The sequence below is a fragment of the Microbacterium sp. NPDC087591 genome, assembly GCF_044743625.1.
Classification (GTDB): domain Bacteria; phylum Actinomycetota; class Actinomycetes; order Actinomycetales; family Microbacteriaceae; genus Microbacterium.
The window spans coordinates 19,120-36,384 of sequence record NZ_JBIUWU010000004.1; the positions used below are offsets into that span (position 1 = coordinate 19,120).

Below are 17,265 nucleotides of genomic sequence, written 5' to 3' on the forward strand. Positions count from 1 at the left end.
GGTCCGGGCGCTGTCGGCGACGAATCGCTGAGGGGATGACGATACGCGGATGTCTGCATGCGGATCTCTCGGCGTATCGTCACAAGCTCCGCGGATCGTCGGGTCGAAAGACGGGAGGCAGCGCTGCGCGACCTCCTGGTCTGAACCGACCAATCGGTAGTCGGTTCAGTGATCCGCAACGGATATCGTTGCGATTCGATGAAGCGACTTCTGATTTCGCTATACCTCGGGCCGTTCCTATGACAGACTCGCCGCAAGTGATTCTCAATGGGGAGGTTTCATGCCCGGCACTCTGCCCGCATCGACGGCGACGCCCGAGGCGCCCGCCGCCACCGGCGCCGTTCACATCGACGGCGTCACCAAGCGCTACGGACCGGCCGTCGCGGTCGACGATCTGACCCTCGACGTGCAACCGGGGGAGTTCCTCTCCCTGCTCGGCCCCTCCGGCTGCGGCAAGACCACCACGTTGCGCATGATCGCCGGCTTCGAGTACCCGGATGCCGGCGACATCCGCATCTCCGGACGCAGCGTGCTGAACCTGCCGCCGTATCGGCGCGAGGTCAACACGGTCTTCCAGGCATACGCGCTGTTCCCGCACCTCACGGTCGCCGAGAACGTCGCGTACGGCCTGCAGCAGCGCCGTGTTCCCAAGGCCGAACAGCGCGAGCGGGTGAGCGAAGCGCTCGACATGGTGCAGCTGCGCAGCTTCGCCGACCGCAAGCCGACGCAGCTCTCGGGCGGTCAGCAGCAGCGCATCGCGCTCTCTCGCGCCCTGATCAACCGGCCGAGCGTGCTGCTGCTCGACGAGCCGCTCGCCGCCCTCGATCGCCAGCTGCGCGAGGAGATGCAGCTCGAGCTCAAGCTGCTGCAGGCGCGGCTGGGCACCACGTTCGTGTTCGTCACGCACGACCAGGCCGAGGCCCTGTCGATGAGCGATCGGATCGCGGTGATGCGCGCTGGCCGGATCGAGCAGCTCGACGCCCCGGCCGCGATCTACGCCGAACCGGCATCCGCGTACGTCGCCTCGTTCATCGGGCAGCAGAACTTCGTGCACGGCACGGTGCGTGCAGACGGCGATGCGGTCGACACCACGATCGGTGCGATCGCCGGCCGCTGGGGCGGGGAGCGGGTCGCCGCCGGACAGCCGGCCGTCGCCGCCATCCGTCCGGAGTACGTGCGCCTGGAGCACGGCGGGGGTGCGGGAGTGCCCGGGCGCGTGCTCGGCGTCTCGCACCTCGGCGAGACGCTGCAGGTCGCGGTACGCGTCGCGGGAGACGCGACGTTCCTGTCGCGGATGCCGGCGCCCACCGCCCCGAGCGTCGAGGTCGACGACGAGGTGCGCTGCCTGTGGGATCCGGCCGACGCGCGGCTCTTCGCCGCCGACGGCATTCCCACCACCGCCACGCACGTGATCGCGCTGCCGAAGGAGGGCGGCCGGTGACCGGCGCGCCTCCGGTCCGCGTCCTCGCGCACCGGAGTGCCGCGCGGGTGATCCGCACCGAGCTCACCCGCCGCGGATTCCTGGCGACCGCGCTCGCCGCCGGCGGGGCGGTGCTGCTCTCCGCCTGCACGCCCGGCCAGAACGCCGCCGCGGTGCACGCCAAGGGCGGACCGCTCGAGGACCGGCTCTCGATCTACAGCTGGGGCGACTACGACGCCCCCGAGGTGCTCGAGCAGTTCACCGCCGAGAGCGGACCGCGCATCGTGCTCGACGCGTTCAACTCGAACGAGGAGCTGATCGCCAAGCTGGTCGCCGCGCGCGGCACGTCCGGTTACGACATCGTGGTGCCCACCGGCGTCTTCGTCGGGCCCATGGCCGAGAACGGGCTGCTGCAGAAGTTCAACCTCGATCTGATCCCGAACATGTCGCACGTGGCGCCGGAGTTCCGCGGACGCTCCTGGGACCCGGGCAACGAGTACTCGGTGTGCAAGGCGTGGGGCACGACGGGCTTCGTCTATGACCGCTCGGTCATCTCGCGCGAGCTCACCACCTGGAGCGACTTCATCGATGCCGCGCAGAACGAGGCCTCCGGGTCGACGTCGGTGCTCGACGATCCGGCCCCGCTGCTGGGCATCTACTTCTGGGCCAACGGCATCGACTGGACGACCACGGACCCCGACGACCTCGATGCGGTCGAGAAGTTCCTGGTGAAGGATCTGGCTCCGCACGTCTCGGCCTTCGACTCGTACCCGGGTGGCTCGTCGATCCCGCAGGGCTCGCACGCGCTGCTGCAGTCGTACAACGGCGACGCGCGCCTGGGCATCTTCGAGTCGGGCGACCCGGACCGCTGGCAGTGGGTGCTCGGCAGCCCGGCGACGGAGCTGTGGATGGACAACTGGGCCATCGCCGCCGGGGCTCCGCACCCCGAGGCCGCGCACGCGTTCATCAACTTCGTGCTGCAACCCGACGTGCAGCTCGCCCAGGTCGACTACATCGGCTACGACACCGGGATCAGCGGCATCCGCGACGAGGCGGAGGCCGCGGGGCTGGAAAGGCTCGACATGGTGTTCTTCGACGAGGAGCAGGTGGCGACCATGCACGAGGGCAAGCTCACGGAGGCGCAGGACCGCGTCGTCTCGATCTGGAACTCGATGAAGGCGGCCGCCGGTGCCTAAGCTCAAGTTCGGTCTCGCCATCCCCGCCTGGGCATGGCTGCTCGTCTTCTTCGTCGCCCCGATCCTCATGGTCGTGGTGTTCAGCTTCGGCTACAAGCCGAGCATCTTCGCCACGCACGCGCTCGACCATCTGTCGTTCGACCGGTACCTGGAGGCGCTGTCGCCGACGTTCTTCAGCACGTTCCTGAACACGCTGTGGATCGGCATCCTCGGCACGGTGCTGTGCCTGGTGATCGGTGCCCCGGTGGCGTACTGGATCGCCGTGAAGGCGCCGCCGTCGAAGCGCGGACTGCTGCTCGCGCTGGTGATGGTGCCGTTCTGGACGAACTTCCTGGTGCGCACGATCGGATGGCAGGTGATCCTGGCGCCGGAGGGGTGGCTGTCACAGCTGCTGCAGGGCATCGGGGTGATCCCCGGTCCACTCGATCTGCTCTACTCGCGCGGTGCCGTGCTGCTGGGGGTGGTCTACAACTATCTGCCGCTCATGATCCTGCCGCTGTTCGTCGCATTCGATCGGGTGTCCGGTCCACTGCGCGAGGCCAGCAAGGACCTCGGCGCCGGGAGCGTGTCGACGTTCCTGCGCGTGACGGTGCCGCTGGCCCGCCCTGGCATCATCGCCGGCGTGCTGCTGGTGTACATCCCGCTCATGGGCGACTACATCACCGCCACGGTGCTCGGCGGCGCGAAGGGCAACATGATCGGGCAGGTCGTGGCGAGCCAGTTCCAGACCGCGCAGAACTGGGCACTGGGCTCGGCGATGGCCGTGCTGCTGATCATCGTCATCATGCTCTCGATCGCCGTGGCCGCCGGACTGCTCTGGCTCGTGACGCTGCCGCTGCGACGACGGAACCGACTCGTCCTGGGGGAGGGATCATGACCGCCATCAAGACCACCGCGGTGCCGGCGCGCGCTCGCCGGGGTGCCGGACGGTTCCTGCTGCCGATCTGGGCCGCGCTCGTGTTCGTGTTCCTGTTCCTGCCGATCCTGGTGATCATCGCGTACTCGTTCAACGTCGGGCGTCTGCTGGTGTCGTGGGATCACTTCGGCTTCGAGTCGTTCCTCGCGATCGTCGAGAAGCCGGCGATCCGCGACGCCGTGCTGGTCTCGGTGCGCACCGGGCTGCTCGCAGCCCTCCTCGCCACGGCGCTGGGCACACTGGCCGGCATCGCGATGGCCCGCAACCCCGGCAAGTGGGTGTGGTGGTTCCTCGGCCTGCTCCTGCTTGTCTCGGTCACCCCCGAGATCGTGGATGCCGTCGCACTGCTGCCCTGGCTCGTGTTCCTCGGACAGGACGTCGGGATCGGACTCTTCAACGACGGCACGATGCGGCTGGTGGTCGGACAGTCTCTGTTCTCGATCGCGATCGTGTCGTACATCGTGCGGGCGCGCCTGGTCGGACTCGACGCACGGCTGGAGGAAGCGTCCGCCGACCTCTACGCCCCGCCGGTACGGACCTTCCTCAAGGTCACGCTGCCGCTCGCGATGCCGGCCGTGCTCGCCGGGTTCCTGCTGTCGTTCACTCTCAGCCTCGACAACACGGTCGTCTCGGCGTTCGTGCAGGTCTCGGGCACCACACCCTGGCCGGTGTACGTGCTCAGCGCGCTGCGCAGCGGACTGCGCCCGGAGATCGCGGCGGTCTCGACGATCATGCTGGTGCTTACGCTGCTGGCGCTCGCGCTGGTCGCGGTGGTTCTGAAGAGAGCGGGAGACTCGGCCACCGAGATCGCCCGCACGATGGCAGGAGGATGACGATGGTCTTCGCTGATCTGGTGTTCGCGGGTGGCGCGCGGGGTGGTCGGGTGTTCCTGTCGGACGGAGCGCGCACGACCGCGCGGGCCGTCGCCGTGACGGACGGGCTCATCACGGCGGTCGGTCATGACGTCTCGGCGCTGATCGGCCCCGACACCGAGGTCGTGGACCTGGCCGGCGGGCTGCTGGTGCCGGGGTTCCAGGACGCGCACGTGCATCCGGTCTGGGGTGGACTCGACATGCTGCGCTGCGACCTGTCGGCGCTGGCGACGCGCGAGGAGTACCTGGCGCGGATCGCGGAGTACGCGGCGGAGCACCCGGATGACGAGTGGATCCTCGGCGGCGGCTGGCAGATGTCGGCGTTCCCCGGCGGCACACCGACCGTGGCGGACCTGGACTCCGTGCTGCCCGATCGCCCGGCGTTCCTGCCCAACCGCGACGGGCACGGCGCCTGGGTCAACTCGCGGGCGCTGGCGCTCGCCGGCATCACCCGCGACACCGCCGACCCCGCGGACGGCCGGATCGAACGCGACGCCGACGGCGCTCCGAGCGGCACGCTGCACGAGGGCGCGATGGGGCTGGTCAACCGGCTCCTCCCGGTCGAGGCGCCCGAGCGGCTGGTCGAGGCGCTGCTGCAGGGGCAACGGCACCTGCACTCCTACGGCGTGACCGCGTGGCAGGACGCGATCGTCGGCACCGAGTACGGCGATGCGGGAGATCCGCTGCCCGCCTACCTCAGCGCCGCCGCATCCGGTGCACTGACCGGCAGGGTCGTCGGCTCGCTGTGGTGGGACCGTTCGCGCGGGCTGGAGCAGATCGACGACATCGTGGCCCGCCGTGACGCCGGCACGGTCGGGCGGTTCCGCGCGCGCAGCGTGAAGATCATGCAGGACGGCGTCGCCGAGAACTTCACCGCTGCGATGCTGGAGCCGTACTGCGACGGCCACGGGCATCCGCGCGAGGACTCCGGCATCTCGTTCGTCGAGCCCGAGCTGCTCAAGGAGGCGGCGACCCGGCTCGACGCCCTCGGCTTCACGCTGCACTTCCACGCGATCGGCGACCGAGCAGTGCGCGAGTGCCTGGATGCGGTCGAGGCGGCGCTCGTCGCCAACGGCCCGCGGGGGAACCGGCACCACATCTCGCACATCCAGGTCGTGCACCCCGACGACATCCCCCGCTTCCGCGCGCTCGACGTCACCGCGAACATGCAGATGCTGTGGGCGACGCTGGAGCCGCAGATGGTCGACCTCACCCTCCCGTTCCTGGGGGAGCAGCGCAGCGGGTGGCAGTACCCGTTCGGCGACCTGCTGCGCTCCGGCGCCGCACTCGCCGCCGGCAGCGACTGGTCGGTGAGCACACCGAACCCGATGGCCGCGATCCACGTCGCCGTGAACCGACGCTCCGCGCCCACCGAGTGGGAGGGCGACTACGAGCCGTTCCTGCCCGAGCAGTCGATCGATCTCGCGACCGCGCTCGCCGCGTACACCGCAGGTTCGGCGCGCGTGAACCACCTCGACGACACCGGCACGATCGCGGTGGGGATGCGCGCCGACCTCGCCCTGCTCGACCGGGATCCGTTCGAGCATCCGGCCGAGGAGATCGGCCTCACCGAGGTACGCGGCACCTGGGTCGACGGGGTGCGGGTGTACGACTCGGGGGAGTGAGGTGGGCGGCCGGGCCGGTGACGAATTTCGGAGGATGTGACGAATCACGGAGACTTCGGTCGAATCGGTCCGCGAATCGTCACCGGCTCCGCGTTTTGTCGGGTCGACACGGCGGATGCAGGAAGGGCCCGCCCTCGTGAGGACGAGGACGGGCCCTTCTGCGCGGATGCTCAGCCGGCGGCGGCCTCGTCGGCCACGGCCAGTGCGCCGTCGATCGCGGCCAGGCCGCGCACCAGGTCGTCCTCGCTGATCACGAGCGGGGGAGCGACATGCACGCGGTTGAAGTGCGTGAACGGCCAGACGCCGGCCTTCTTCGCCGCCGCCGCGAACGCACCCATGGGGGCGGCATCCGCTCCGGCGGCGTTGAACGGCACCAGCGGCTCGCGGGTCTCGCGGTCGCGGACGAGCTCGATCGCCCAGAACAGACCACGCCCGCGGACCTCGCCCACGCTCGGGTGCGACTCGGCCCACGCGCGCAGGGTCGGCTCGACGATGCGCTCGCCGAGGTCGCGCACGCGCTCCAGGATGCCGTCGCGGCGGAACACTTCGAACGTGGCCACGCCCGCGGCGCACGCGAGCGGGTGGCCCGAGTAGGTCAGCCCGCCGGCGAACGGCATGGTGTCGAACGCCGCGGCGATCCGCTCCGAGATCACGACGCCGCCGAGCGGCACGTATCCGGAGTTGACGCCCTTCGCGAAGGTGATCAGGTCGGGCCGTCCGTCGAACGCGTCGACGCCGAACCACTCGCCCAGTCGGCCGAAGCCGACCATGACTTCGTCCGCGATGTACACGATGCCGTAGCGGTCGCACAGCTCGCGCACGCCCTGCAGGTAGCCGGGCGGCGGCACGAGCACACCGTTGGTGCCGACGACCGTCTCGATGATGATCGCCGCGATGGTCTGCGGCCCCTCGAGCTGGATGGTCTGCTCGAGGTGCGCGAGCGCGCGCTCGGACTCCTGCTCCGGGGTCTCGGCGTGGAACGGCGAGCGGTACAGGTAGGGACCGAAGAAGCGCACGGTGCCGTTGTCGACACCGTCGTTCGCCCAGCGGCGCGGATCGCCGGTGAGCGAGATCGCGGTCGAGGTGGAGCCGTGGTAGCTGCGGTACATCGACAGCACCTTGCGTCGGCCCGTGGACTGGCGGGCCATGCGCACCGCGTACTCGTTGGCCTCGGCACCGCCGTTCGTGAAGAAGACCTTCTCGAGTCCGTCCGGTGCGACCTCGGCGATCAGGCGGGCGAGCTCGCCGCGCACGTCGTTCGCGATCGACGGCTGGATGGTGGCGAGGCGCCCTGCCTGCTGCTGGATCGCCGCGACCAGGTCGGGATGCTGGTGCCCCAGGTTCAGGTTCACCAGCTGGCTCGAGAAGTCGAGGTAGGCGTTGCCCTGGTAGTCCCAGAACGTCGACCCCTCTCCCGCCGCGACGGGCAGCGGATCGATCAGGGCCTGCGCGCTCCAGGAGTGGAAGACGTGGCCGCGGTCGTCGGCGCGCACCTGCGCCTCCGCCTCGGGGGCCGGCAGCGGGTGCGAGATGCCGTGGCGGTCGGTGAAGTTCGTCATCGTGGTCGCTCCTGTCTCCGTGGTGGACATCAATGGTTGCTCGGGAAGCCGAGGTCGATCTGCGACGGCGTGTGGTCGGGCCAGCGGGTGGTGACGACCTTGGACCGCGTGTAGAAGTGCACGGACTCGGGGCCGTAGATGTGCGAGTCGCCGAACAGCGAGTCCTTCCATCCGCCGAACGAGTAGGCGCCGATCGGCACCGGGATCGGCACGTTCACCCCGACCATGCCGACCTCGATGTCGAACTCGTACTGCCGGGCGGTGCCGCCGTCGCGCGTGAAGATCGCGGTGCCGTTGCCGTACGCGTTCGCGTTCACGAGGGCCACCGCCTCGGCGTAGGTCTCGACGCGCACGACCGTGAGCACCGGCCCGAAGATCTCGTCGTCGTAGACCTTCATGCCGGGGGCGACCTGGTCGATCAGGCTGACACCGAGGAAGAAGCCCTCGGACTCGAACTGCTTCTGCGTGCCGTCGACCACGACCTTCGCGCCTTCGGCCTCCGCACCGGTGACGTAGGAGGCGACGCGGTCGCGGTGCTCGCGCGTGATGAGCGGACCCATCTCGCTGGCGGCATCCGTGCCGGGGCCGATCTTCAGTCCGTCGATGCGGGAGGCGATCGCCGAGACCAGGTCGTCGGCGATATCGCCCACGGCCACCAGCACCGAGACCGCCATGCAGCGCTCGCCGGCGGAGCCGTAGGCGGCGGAGACCGCGGCGTCGGCGGCGCCGTCGATGTCGGCATCCGGCATCACGACCATGTGGTTCTTGGCGCCGCCGAGGGCCTGCACGCGCTTGCCGGCGGCCGAGGCGCGCTGGTAGATCGAGCGGGCGATCGGGGTCGAGCCGACGAAGCTCACGGCCGAGACCTGCGGCGACTCGAGGAGTGCGTCGACGGCCTCCTTGTCGCCGTGCACGACGTTCAGCACGCCGTCGGGGAGACCCGCTTCGGCGAAGAGCTTGGCGATCCACACCGCGGCGGACGGGTCCTTCTCGCTGGGCTTGAGCACGACCGTGTTGCCGCAGGCGATCGCGGAGGCCACCATCCACAGCGGCACCATCACGGGGAAGTTGAACGGGGTGATCGCGGCGACCACGCCGACCGGCTGCTTGACCGAGTGCACGTCGACGCCGCGTGAGACCTGCTCGCTGCGCTCGCCCTTGAGCAGGTGCACGAGCCCGGCGGCGAACTCGACGTTCTCGATGCCACGCGACACCTCGCCAGCGGCATCCGAGAGCACCTTGCCGTGCTCGGAGGTGACGATCGCGGCGAGCTCGGGGGTGCGGTCCTTGAGCAGCTGGCGCAGGCGGAAGAAGACGTCGGCGCGCTTGATCAGGCTGGTCTCGCGCCACGCGGGTGCCGCGGCTGCGGCGGCGGCGATCGCGGAGTCGACCTCGGTGGTCGAGGCGAACGCGACCTGCTTCGACACCTGACCGGTGGCGGGATCGAAGACCTGGCCGGTGCGAGCCGCCTCGGCGGTCTCCACTCCGTTGATGACGTGACGGACGATGTCCACGATGTTCCTCCGACTGCTGAAGAATGCGGGCTCGAACACTCTGACCGGTGTTCGATAGGCTTGTGCTCCTCAATGATCACAGAGCGAAGGAGCCGGACGTGATACCAGAACGTCAGGACTTCCGCTCCAGCCGGACAGATCGTCCGACGCGGGACGATGCGCTGCTCACGGTGGCGGATGTGCTCGCAGAGCCCGTGCTGCAGGCCGGTGATCCCGAGGTGATCGTCGGCGGCCGCACGCTCGATGCCGCCGTGCGCTGGGTGCACGTGTCCGACAGTGCCGGCGTCGCCCGACTGCTCGATGGCGGGGAGCTGCTTCTCAGCACCGGAGCCGGCTGGCCGACCGCTCCCGAGGAGCTGCGGGACTTCGCCGTCGGGCTGCATCGGGCCGGGATCGCGGGCGTCGTGGTCGAGCTCGGTGCCGGACAGGGTCGCATCCCGGATGCTGTCGTCGAGGTGTGCGCCGAGCGCGAGCTCGCCCTGATCGCGCTGACCAGCGAGGTCAAGTTCGTCGCCGTCACCGAGGCCGTGCACCGGGCGCTGATCGCCGCGCAGACCATGGCGCTGCGTGAGCGTCAGTACCTGCACGAGCTGTTCACCGCGCTGAGCCTGCGGGGAGCCCCGGCCGACGTCGTCGTCGCCGAGACGGCTCGCGCGCTCGGCGCTCCGGTCGTGCTCGAGAACCTGGCACGCGAGGTGATCGCCCACGAGACCCTGCGGATGCCGGTGGCCGAGGCGCTCGGAAAGCTGCGTTCCGCTGACCGTGTGCCCGTACAGGCGCGCGGCGTGCGGTGGGGAACGCTGCTCGCGCTGCCCGGTCCGGTGCACCCGGCCGGTCGTGTCACCGTGCTCGAGCAGGGAGCGACGGCCCTCGCGTTCGGATGCCTGGCGGACGGCGGCGATTCCGAGTGGTCGCTGCTCGCGCAGCGCGGCCTCATCGACGACCTGCTCGGCGCGCGCTTCGCGAGTCCGGATGACATCGCGGCCCGCCTCGCGACCAGCGGCTTCGTGCTCGCCGGGCGGCACTGCCACGGCATCGTCGCCCGGGGTGCCGAGTCCGCCGCGCAGCTCGCCTACCGTGCGCGGCAGGCCGGGGCGGCCGTGGTCGCCGCACGGGTGGGGGACGACGACGTCGCGTTGCTGTCGCTACCGGCATCCGTCCCGCTCTCGGACACGATCGCCGCGCGCATCGCCGGCCCCGATCGCACGGTCTTCGTCGGGCCTCCTGCGGATGACGTGCTCGGCCTGCTCGCCTCGCTGCGTGCTGCGCGCGACCTGGCCGCGAGTGATCGTTCGGATACCGGCCCGCGCGTGCGGCGCGTGGATGATCGCCCGCTGGAGCGCTTCGTCGCCTCGCTGCGCGACGATCACCGGTTGCTCGCGCACAGCGAGCGGATGCTGGCGCCCGTCATCGCCTATGACCGCGAACGCCGCGGCGACCTGCTCGACGTGCTCACCGCGCTCGTCATGCATCCGGGCAATCGCTCGGCCGCTGCCGCCGCGAGCCATCTCTCCCGGTCGGTCTTCTACCAGCGCCTCACCCTGATCAGCGACCTGCTCGACGTCGATCTCGACGACGGTGAAACGCTCGCCGCGCTCCACCTCGCGCTGCTCGCCCGCCGGGGAGGGATGCCGTCCTGAACGGGGCGACGGCTCGATTCGCGCACTCGCCCCGTCTCGCGTAAGCTGTTCCGCGGTGACGTGTCCGAGCGGCCGAAGGTGCAACTCTCGAAAAGTTGTGTAGGGTAACCCCCTACCGTGGGTTCAAATCCCACCGTCACCGCCATGGAAACCCCCTCCTCGTGAGGGGGTTTTCCGCTTCCCGGGGTTACGACTACGTCGTCTCTCCACGGACGAGCTCTGTGCTTCACGTCGGATGCCCTCGAGACGCGGAGGCACGAACGGGTCGAGGCGCTTGTCGTCGAGCGCCGTACGGGCTCCGGACCGGTGACTGTCATGGCCTCCACTCCGGGAACTGTTCCCACCGGGGTTCCGGGGGATCAGCCGTTCTCGCCGGGGTCGATCCCAGGCGATCGAGCAAGCACGGCGCTCTGCGCCGGCCGTAGGTTGGTGAGAAGCTCCTCGACCAAACCGCTCCATTCGGCCCGCCCTCTCTCATCGAGATTCCCGCCTGTGCGCCGGTACCAGTGTCGGCCGATGACGACCAGTCCTGCGGTCAAGAACTGGACGAGCAGTTCGGAGTCGAGGGGATTCGTGTCGGGGTGCTGGCGACGGATCTCGTCGGTGAGGCCTGTCGTGGCGCGTTCGAGCGCGGCCTGGGAGAGCATGCCTCGGCGTGCCCCTTTGCTGCCGGGCGCGCCGAGGGTGCGGACGACTTGGACGATGACCGGCGGTATGTCTATCGAGCGCATGGCCCTGGCGATGTCGTCGTACATCGAACGTGGTGATGCTTCCCCTGCGGGCGGAGAATCGACCGCGGCACGGAACTGATCCACGACGACCAGGATGTCCGATTCGCACACGGAGATGAGCACGTCATCGAGCGAGGCGAAGTGGTTGAACACGGTGCGCCGTGCGACGTCTGCCCGGGCGGACAACTCGTCCACTCCGAAAGAGGGCCCTCCACGGTTCTGGATCAATTCCCGGGCTGCGGAGAGGATGGCGTCTCTGTGGCGCGCTTTCAGCGCGGCACGACGATCCACTCCGGTGCTCATCGGATCAGGGTATCTGCTTCGGGAGCCGTGCCGCTGGCGAGCCCGGGCTCGTTGCTTCACAGCTCGAGAGTGTCGACGAGAAAGCGGTGGATGCGCGCCAGGGACTTTCGCCCTTCGGGAGCAGGCAACTGGATGAAGCCGTGTGCGCCTCCCGCGACTTCGATGAGTTCCGCTGCCACACCGTCTTCGAGGAGCTGCTGATGCACCGCGCGCGCATCCTCCAGCAGGGAGTCGTGGGTGCCGACGAGGACGAGGGTCGGAGGGAATCGGGCAAACGAGCCGAACAGGGGCGACAGGAGCGGGCTGTCGAGCGCGATCCCTCCCGCGTAGAAGCGGGCGCTGCGGGTCAGACCTTCGCGGGTCAGGATGTCGCGTCCATGGTTGAGGTCGTAGCTGGCGCTGGTCTGGGTGAGATCAGCCCACGGCATGATCGCGGCGACTCCGACCGGCATCGGCAATCCTTCATCGCGGATGCGCTGGGTGAGCGCGAGCACAAGACCGCCCCCGGCAGATTCGCCGATGATCGAAACGGGCCCCTTCGCGGCCAGTGACCGGTACACCGCGAGGGCGTCATCGACGGCGGCGGGGTACGGATGCTCCGGTGCGAGCCGATAGTCGACGCTGACGACGTCGATCGGATACCGGCGCGCGAGGCCCGAATGCGCACGTCCGAAGGTCGCGCTACCGCCGACGTAGGCACCGCCGTGAACGTGAAGCACCACCCCGGAAGCCTGACCTCGTGAGTAGCGGTGGACGGGAACGCCGTCGATGGTCTCGCGGAGTTCCTGCACGCCCGAGGCGACCCTGAGCCGGTTCTCCATGCGGTGGGTGATCGCCCGCGACTTCTCGAGCGTCGGAGACGACTTCGCCATCCTCCTGCCCATCGCGAGCATGAGCCCCTGGCTCGCACGAAGGCGCAGACTCGGGGGCACCTGGCCGATCGCCCCGCTCGCATCCGTAGATCGCAGCCGAACGAAGAGGCCGAGAATCGCGAATGCGATGCAGATTCCACCGCAGATGGCCCATACGGCGGTGAACTGAACGACGGTGGGTCCGCCCTCCACCAGCGATGCCATCACGAAGGCGAAGAACGCGCCGGCGATCGCGCCGGCTGCGGCGCGTGCGGTGTTGTAGAGCCCGGAGGCGATACCCACCGCATCTGCAGGAGCGACGCGAACGATCGCCGCCGGCACCACGCTCAGCAGCAGCCCGTTGCCGAGACCGGTCACCACGGCAGCAGCCAGGAACACCGCGGTCGAGCTCGACCACAGGAGCAGCAGCAGATATGCGCCCGCAACGAGCATGCCGGAGACGAAGATCGTCGCGCGCACTCCGATCGCGCGGGCGACGCGGTCCCCGGTGAATGCGGTCGCGATGGTTCCTGCTGTCGTCAGGATCACGATCAGCCCGGCGGTGGTCGGCGTGAACCCGAGCCCGAAGCCCTGAACGGCGGGATCGGACAGTGCGAAGAGAGTCGTTGCGGTCGTGCTCCCGAAGAACTGCGCGCCACCGAGGAAAGCGATCAGCAGAGGCACGCCGACCCCGCCTCTCGTCAACACCGCGAGATCGACGAGGGGGCTGCTCACCCGGTTCTCGACGAAGCCCCATGCGACGAGGATGACGAGTCCGATCCCGATCCCGCTGAACGTCCGCACGTCAGTCCACCCCCACGAGGGTGCATTGGCGAAAGCTCCCAACGTCAGGAGCAAGCCGATGCCGAGCAGGCTCGCACCTGCCCAGTCGACTCCGCCTGTCGACCGTACAGCCGTCTCCCTGACGAAGAAGATCAGTCCAGGGATACATGCCGCGATCACTGCGACGGGTATCCAGAGCGTCGGGCGTAGATCTCCGAACATCTGCAGAACGAGACCGGCACCGATTCCCCCGAGCGCTCCGCCGATCGTGGCGGAACCGACGAGGCTGCCCACTGCCTTCCCGGAAGACTCGCCCGCCCGCTCTCGGACGATCGCGAACGCAAGCGGAAGGAACGCGGCGAGAGGCGCCTGCAGGGCGCGGCCCGCGAGCACGACGCTGAACGATGGGGCGAGAGCGATGAGGGCGGTGCCGGCCGTGACCGCGACTGCGGAGTAGATCGACAGCCGACGATGGCCGAACACATCGCCGAGCTTGGCGAGAATCGGCACCACGACGACCGTGGCGAGCATGTAGCTCGCGTTGACCCAGTTCAGCTCGGCGTCGCTCACATCGAACTCGCGCCCAATCTCGCTGAGCAGCACGATGTACCACGCGCTCAGCAGTCCCGTCGCGAACTGCAGGAAAGGAAGAAAGCCCAGAGCTGCCCGCGAGGAGGGGGAGGGCACGCGAGGCTCGGCCTGGTGATCTGACATTAGCGTCTCCGATCGGTTGTCGGTTCACGGGAGTGCGCACATCGACTCCGCGACTGTGATTACACTAAATGCAACGTTGCGCTGAGTGCAATTACTCTTTTCCCGAGTCGTGCAGAGTTTCGCGACGCGAAGAGTTCCTGTCGTCTCCCTTCGATGCGATCGCGGACCACGACTTCACCCGCGGCGGAGCGGAGTTGCTGGCCGAGTGCGACGTCGTGCTCACCGGCGGCCATCCCGCGTTTCCGATCCCGATACGATCAGTGCGGTGCTCCTGCACCGCGCCACGCAGTCCCCGGAAGCAGTGAATGAAATTCGTCGAAGTCCCCATGCTCCCGATCGTGATCCCCTTCGGAGTCGTGATCTTCCTCGTGCTCCTCTGGGTCCTCCGCTCCCGCGGGCGTGTCACGCTCGCCCGGGCGAGCGTCGCCGCCGTCCTCGCCGTCTACGCGGGCGGAGTGATCGCCAACACGGTCTTCCCGATCTTCCTCCGCTACGGGACGGGGTTCTATGACGGGCCGCGCCCGTTGCCGCTCTACCTCGTGCCGTTCGTCGACTACGGGCTCGAGGACGCTCTCATCAACATCGCGGTGTTCATCCCGCTCGGCATCCTGTTCCCCCTGCTCATCACGCGTCCGCGCTGGTGGAAGGTGCTGGTGATCGTCGCCGCCGCGAGCCTCGCCATCGAGCTGCTGCAGATGGCCGCCGCACGGTTCGCGTTCAGCGGACACCTCGCGGACATCAACGACTGGCTGACGAACATCCTGGGCGGGATGATCGGCTACGGCCTGTTCCTGCTCTTGACGCGCTCGACGTGGATCGCCGGATTCGTCCAGCAGTTCCGGTGGCCGGCGCGTGAGCGCGCGGGCGTGGACGGGTAGAACGCGGTCGCTGTTCGAAGCGCTCGACCCCCTGAATACAGATCTCGGCCGCGCCCGGGCGAGACTCTTCTCGCCGGTGCGAGTACCCAGGGCGATGAGAGCGACGGCCTGGAGCGGCTTGCACGCGCGTATCGTCTGAGTGCCTCCGCCGCCCGCGAGGAACGAGGGCGAGGTATCGCGGCACAGCGGGGCTGAGATCGCTTCCACAGTCATTTCGGCATTCGTCCCACGCTGACGAGCGCACGCTACCTATGTGGGGAGGGGGACTGAAGTGATCTCGACGTCACTACTGAAGCCATAGATGACGAGGGTCGTTGCGAGAATCCAAGCGAGAGAAATCGCGATGACTCCGCAATCCAGGCCGCTTGAGGCCTCTCGTTCGTCCGAGGCATCTCCTGATGTCACACGTTGTCTTGTCCCACCTGCTCCGTGGCGTTGGCCGCCGCCGGTGACAGCGAACCGAGCAGGAAGAGGACGGATGCCGAAGCCACCGCAGCGGCGGCCTTTGCGTTTCGATTCAGAGTCATCATGATCCACCGTTCCACACGCGCGCTCGCGTCTGTCCCCAGTACTGATGGCTTGACGAGCCACCGGTTCTTGTTTCCCGGGAGACGGGTCACACGGAGGCTGATGGCTCCGGGGGTCGATCCTGCGCATACATTCACGCCACCGGGACCGGCCAGCGCACGCCTTCGGTCGTGTAGATGCCCTCGCCGCCCCACTGCACGCTGACGGCGTCCAGACCCTCGGGGATGAGGAAGGTCTTGCACCCCTGGTAGACGTCTCCGACCTCCTGCGGGAACTCGGATGCTGCCGGCTCCCGTGGGCACAAGGTGTCGGTGGTCGACGAGCCCATGCCTCCGACGATGATCGGGATGTCGGCGATGGATCCGTCGGACAGCAGAAGCTGGATGCCCGTCGTCGCCGGATACATGCGCTCGCCTTCGAGGAGAGCGAACTGGTAGTCGACGTAGAGCGGGGTGACGGCGCCCAGCTTGGCTCGCTCATCGTCAGGCAGATAGGCGAAGTCCCTCTCGAGGTCGCCAGCGGTGGCGGAGACGGGCACGACGCCGACGGTCATGGTCGTCTGATCCGAGGCCCACTCGCGACCGACGACCGCCCACTCGCCCGCGGCGAGTTCTGTGCCGGCGGGCGTGGTCGGCGTTGCGTTGGGAAGTGGGGTGATCGGGTCGACGAGGGCTTCGAGGCGCTCCTCGGCCAGCTGCGCCTGATACCGCTCCTCGTCGCTCGCGGTCGGACTGGCATCCGGCGCCGGTGCCGACGGCGAGCAGCCGGCCAGGAGCACCGCGACCGTGATCAGCGCGGCTCCCCTCATCGCTCGTCCTGCGAAGTCACCGGTCGTCTTCTTCGAATCGCTCATGACTCCACGCTATCCACCCCGGTTTTCGTGGCCGTCTTCCGGCTCTGTCGTGGCCGTCGGCTAGCGTGGGGGCCATGTCCTCCTCGTCACATGTCTCCCACCGCCATACTGCGGGCGGTAGGTCATGAGCGCCGACGTGTGGTTCCTCGCGGCCAACGCCTCGTTCGACGAGTTCGTCGCCGCGTTCCAACCCGGCGACGCCGTCCGTGATTTCGGCGAAGGTCAGACCCTTCTGCACCGTTCCCTGACGAACGGCGACCTGTCAGCACGCGTGGCGATCAGCTCGTTCCTGCTCGATGAAGGGGCCGACCCCGCCGCTCTCTCCGGGGTGGGTGGCGAGCGGGACACCGTGCTGCACGCTCTGCTCGGCCGTGGCACGCATGACGTCCCCGCAGAGGCTCCGTTGCTGCGCCGGCTCATCGAGGCGGGTGCCGACATTAACCACTTCTCCGGTCGTTTCCGCACCCCGTTGCTCACGATCGCCCGTCAGGCGAAGTTCTCGGATGCCACGCTGGCACCGTTCTACGACGTGTTCTTCGCACAGCCGCACCTCGATCTGCGGGCCACCGCGAAGGACGGACGCTCGGTGTACGAGAGCATCCAGCTCATGGGCGAACCGCGTCGTTCCGATCTGAAGGCCCGCGCGGCCGACTACCTGGCGACGCGCGGCCACTGACCGTTCGAGAATTCCACCCCTGATCTGTCGGGTCGCGTACACGATCACAGATCCAGTACGTAAGCGGAGCCACCGGTTCGCCATCTGGCGCGTGCGCTACGGCATCGGAGCCGATCACTACCGCAACGGCGCAGACCGTTCGTGAGTCGCCCCCACTCTGGTTCAGTACCGCGCTGGGGGCGCCCCGGGGCGGAGCCATGTGCGCG

Annotated in this window: 14 protein-coding genes and 1 tRNA gene; 9 read left to right on the top strand and 6 right to left on the bottom strand. The window is 68.7% G+C overall.

Annotated features, from left to right (window positions below; genetic code table 11):
* Positions 1-280 precede the first annotated feature (280 nt).
* Genes ACIOVG_RS17835 through ACIOVG_RS17855 form a run of 5 tightly spaced genes read left to right on the top strand, consistent with a single transcriptional unit; the run spans position 281 to position 6,029 of the window.
* Positions 281-1,441, top strand: coding sequence for an ABC transporter ATP-binding protein (locus ACIOVG_RS17835; RefSeq protein WP_400876501.1), 1,161 nt, complete (start codon positions 281-283; stop codon positions 1,439-1,441).
* Entirely contained in the window at positions 1,438-2,616 is a 1,179-nt protein-coding gene (locus tag ACIOVG_RS17840) for a spermidine/putrescine ABC transporter substrate-binding protein (RefSeq protein ID WP_247631272.1), read from the top strand. Before ACIOVG_RS17835 ends, ACIOVG_RS17840 begins: the two co-directional genes overlap by 4 nt.
* Positions 2,609-3,493, top strand: coding sequence for an ABC transporter permease (locus tag ACIOVG_RS17845; RefSeq protein ID WP_400876506.1), 885 nt, complete (start codon positions 2,609-2,611; stop codon positions 3,491-3,493). Before ACIOVG_RS17840 ends, ACIOVG_RS17845 begins: the two co-directional genes overlap by 8 nt.
* Positions 3,490-4,365: an ABC transporter permease gene (locus tag ACIOVG_RS17850; RefSeq protein WP_400876509.1), complete on the top strand. Its 876-nt coding sequence runs from the start codon at positions 3,490-3,492 to the stop codon at positions 4,363-4,365. Before ACIOVG_RS17845 ends, ACIOVG_RS17850 begins: the two co-directional genes overlap by 4 nt.
* A gap of 2 nt (positions 4,366-4,367) precedes the next feature.
* Entirely contained in the window at positions 4,368-6,029 is a 1,662-nt protein-coding gene (locus ACIOVG_RS17855) for an amidohydrolase (protein WP_400876512.1), read from the top strand.
* A 170-nt stretch (positions 6,030-6,199) separates the two neighbouring features.
* On the opposite strand, the gene ACIOVG_RS17860 is transcribed toward ACIOVG_RS17855, so the two are convergent.
* Entirely contained in the window at positions 6,200-7,588 is a 1,389-nt protein-coding gene (locus ACIOVG_RS17860; RefSeq protein ID WP_400876515.1) for an aspartate aminotransferase family protein, read from the bottom strand.
* Positions 7,589-7,617: 29 nt separating this feature from the next.
* Positions 7,618-9,102, bottom strand: a complete 1,485-nt coding sequence (locus tag ACIOVG_RS17865; RefSeq protein ID WP_400876517.1) for a CoA-acylating methylmalonate-semialdehyde dehydrogenase — start codon at positions 9,100-9,102, stop codon at positions 7,618-7,620.
* 98 nt (positions 9,103-9,200) lie between these two features.
* On the opposite strand from ACIOVG_RS17865, the gene ACIOVG_RS17870 reads away from it, so the two are divergent.
* Complete coding sequence (locus tag ACIOVG_RS17870) at positions 9,201-10,742, top strand: PucR family transcriptional regulator ligand-binding domain-containing protein (protein ID WP_400876520.1); 1,542 nt, start codon at positions 9,201-9,203, stop codon at positions 10,740-10,742.
* A 54-nt stretch (positions 10,743-10,796) separates the two neighbouring features.
* A tRNA-Ser gene (locus ACIOVG_RS17875) sits at positions 10,797-10,887 on the top strand.
* Positions 10,888-11,101: 214 nt separating this feature from the next.
* Here ACIOVG_RS17875 and ACIOVG_RS17880 read toward each other — a convergent pair.
* Positions 11,102-11,776, bottom strand: a complete 675-nt coding sequence (locus ACIOVG_RS17880) for a TetR/AcrR family transcriptional regulator (protein WP_400876523.1) — start codon at positions 11,774-11,776, stop codon at positions 11,102-11,104.
* A gap of 56 nt (positions 11,777-11,832) precedes the next feature.
* A complete protein-coding gene (locus ACIOVG_RS17885) occupies positions 11,833-14,124 on the bottom strand; it encodes an MFS transporter (protein WP_400876526.1) in 2,292 nt (763 codons plus the stop codon).
* Positions 14,125-14,429: 305 nt separating this feature from the next.
* Between ACIOVG_RS17885 and ACIOVG_RS17890 the strand changes: the two genes are divergently transcribed.
* Positions 14,430-15,002, top strand: coding sequence for a VanZ family protein (locus ACIOVG_RS17890; RefSeq protein WP_400876529.1), 573 nt, complete (start codon positions 14,430-14,432; stop codon positions 15,000-15,002).
* Between the two features lie 401 nt (positions 15,003-15,403).
* On the opposite strand, the gene ACIOVG_RS17895 is transcribed toward ACIOVG_RS17890, so the two are convergent.
* Together ACIOVG_RS17895 and ACIOVG_RS17900 are read right to left on the bottom strand one after the other, a co-directional pair.
* On the bottom strand, positions 15,404-15,529 hold the full coding sequence (locus tag ACIOVG_RS17895) for a hypothetical protein (protein ID WP_400876532.1): 126 nt from the start codon (positions 15,527-15,529) through the stop codon (positions 15,404-15,406).
* Between the two features lie 134 nt (positions 15,530-15,663).
* Positions 15,664-16,383: a hypothetical protein gene (locus tag ACIOVG_RS17900; RefSeq protein ID WP_400876535.1), complete on the bottom strand. Its 720-nt coding sequence runs from the start codon at positions 16,381-16,383 to the stop codon at positions 15,664-15,666.
* Between the two features lie 124 nt (positions 16,384-16,507).
* Between ACIOVG_RS17900 and ACIOVG_RS17905 the strand changes: the two genes are divergently transcribed.
* Complete coding sequence (locus tag ACIOVG_RS17905) at positions 16,508-17,059, top strand: hypothetical protein (protein ID WP_400876537.1); 552 nt, start codon at positions 16,508-16,510, stop codon at positions 17,057-17,059.
* Positions 17,060-17,265 lie beyond the last annotated feature (206 nt).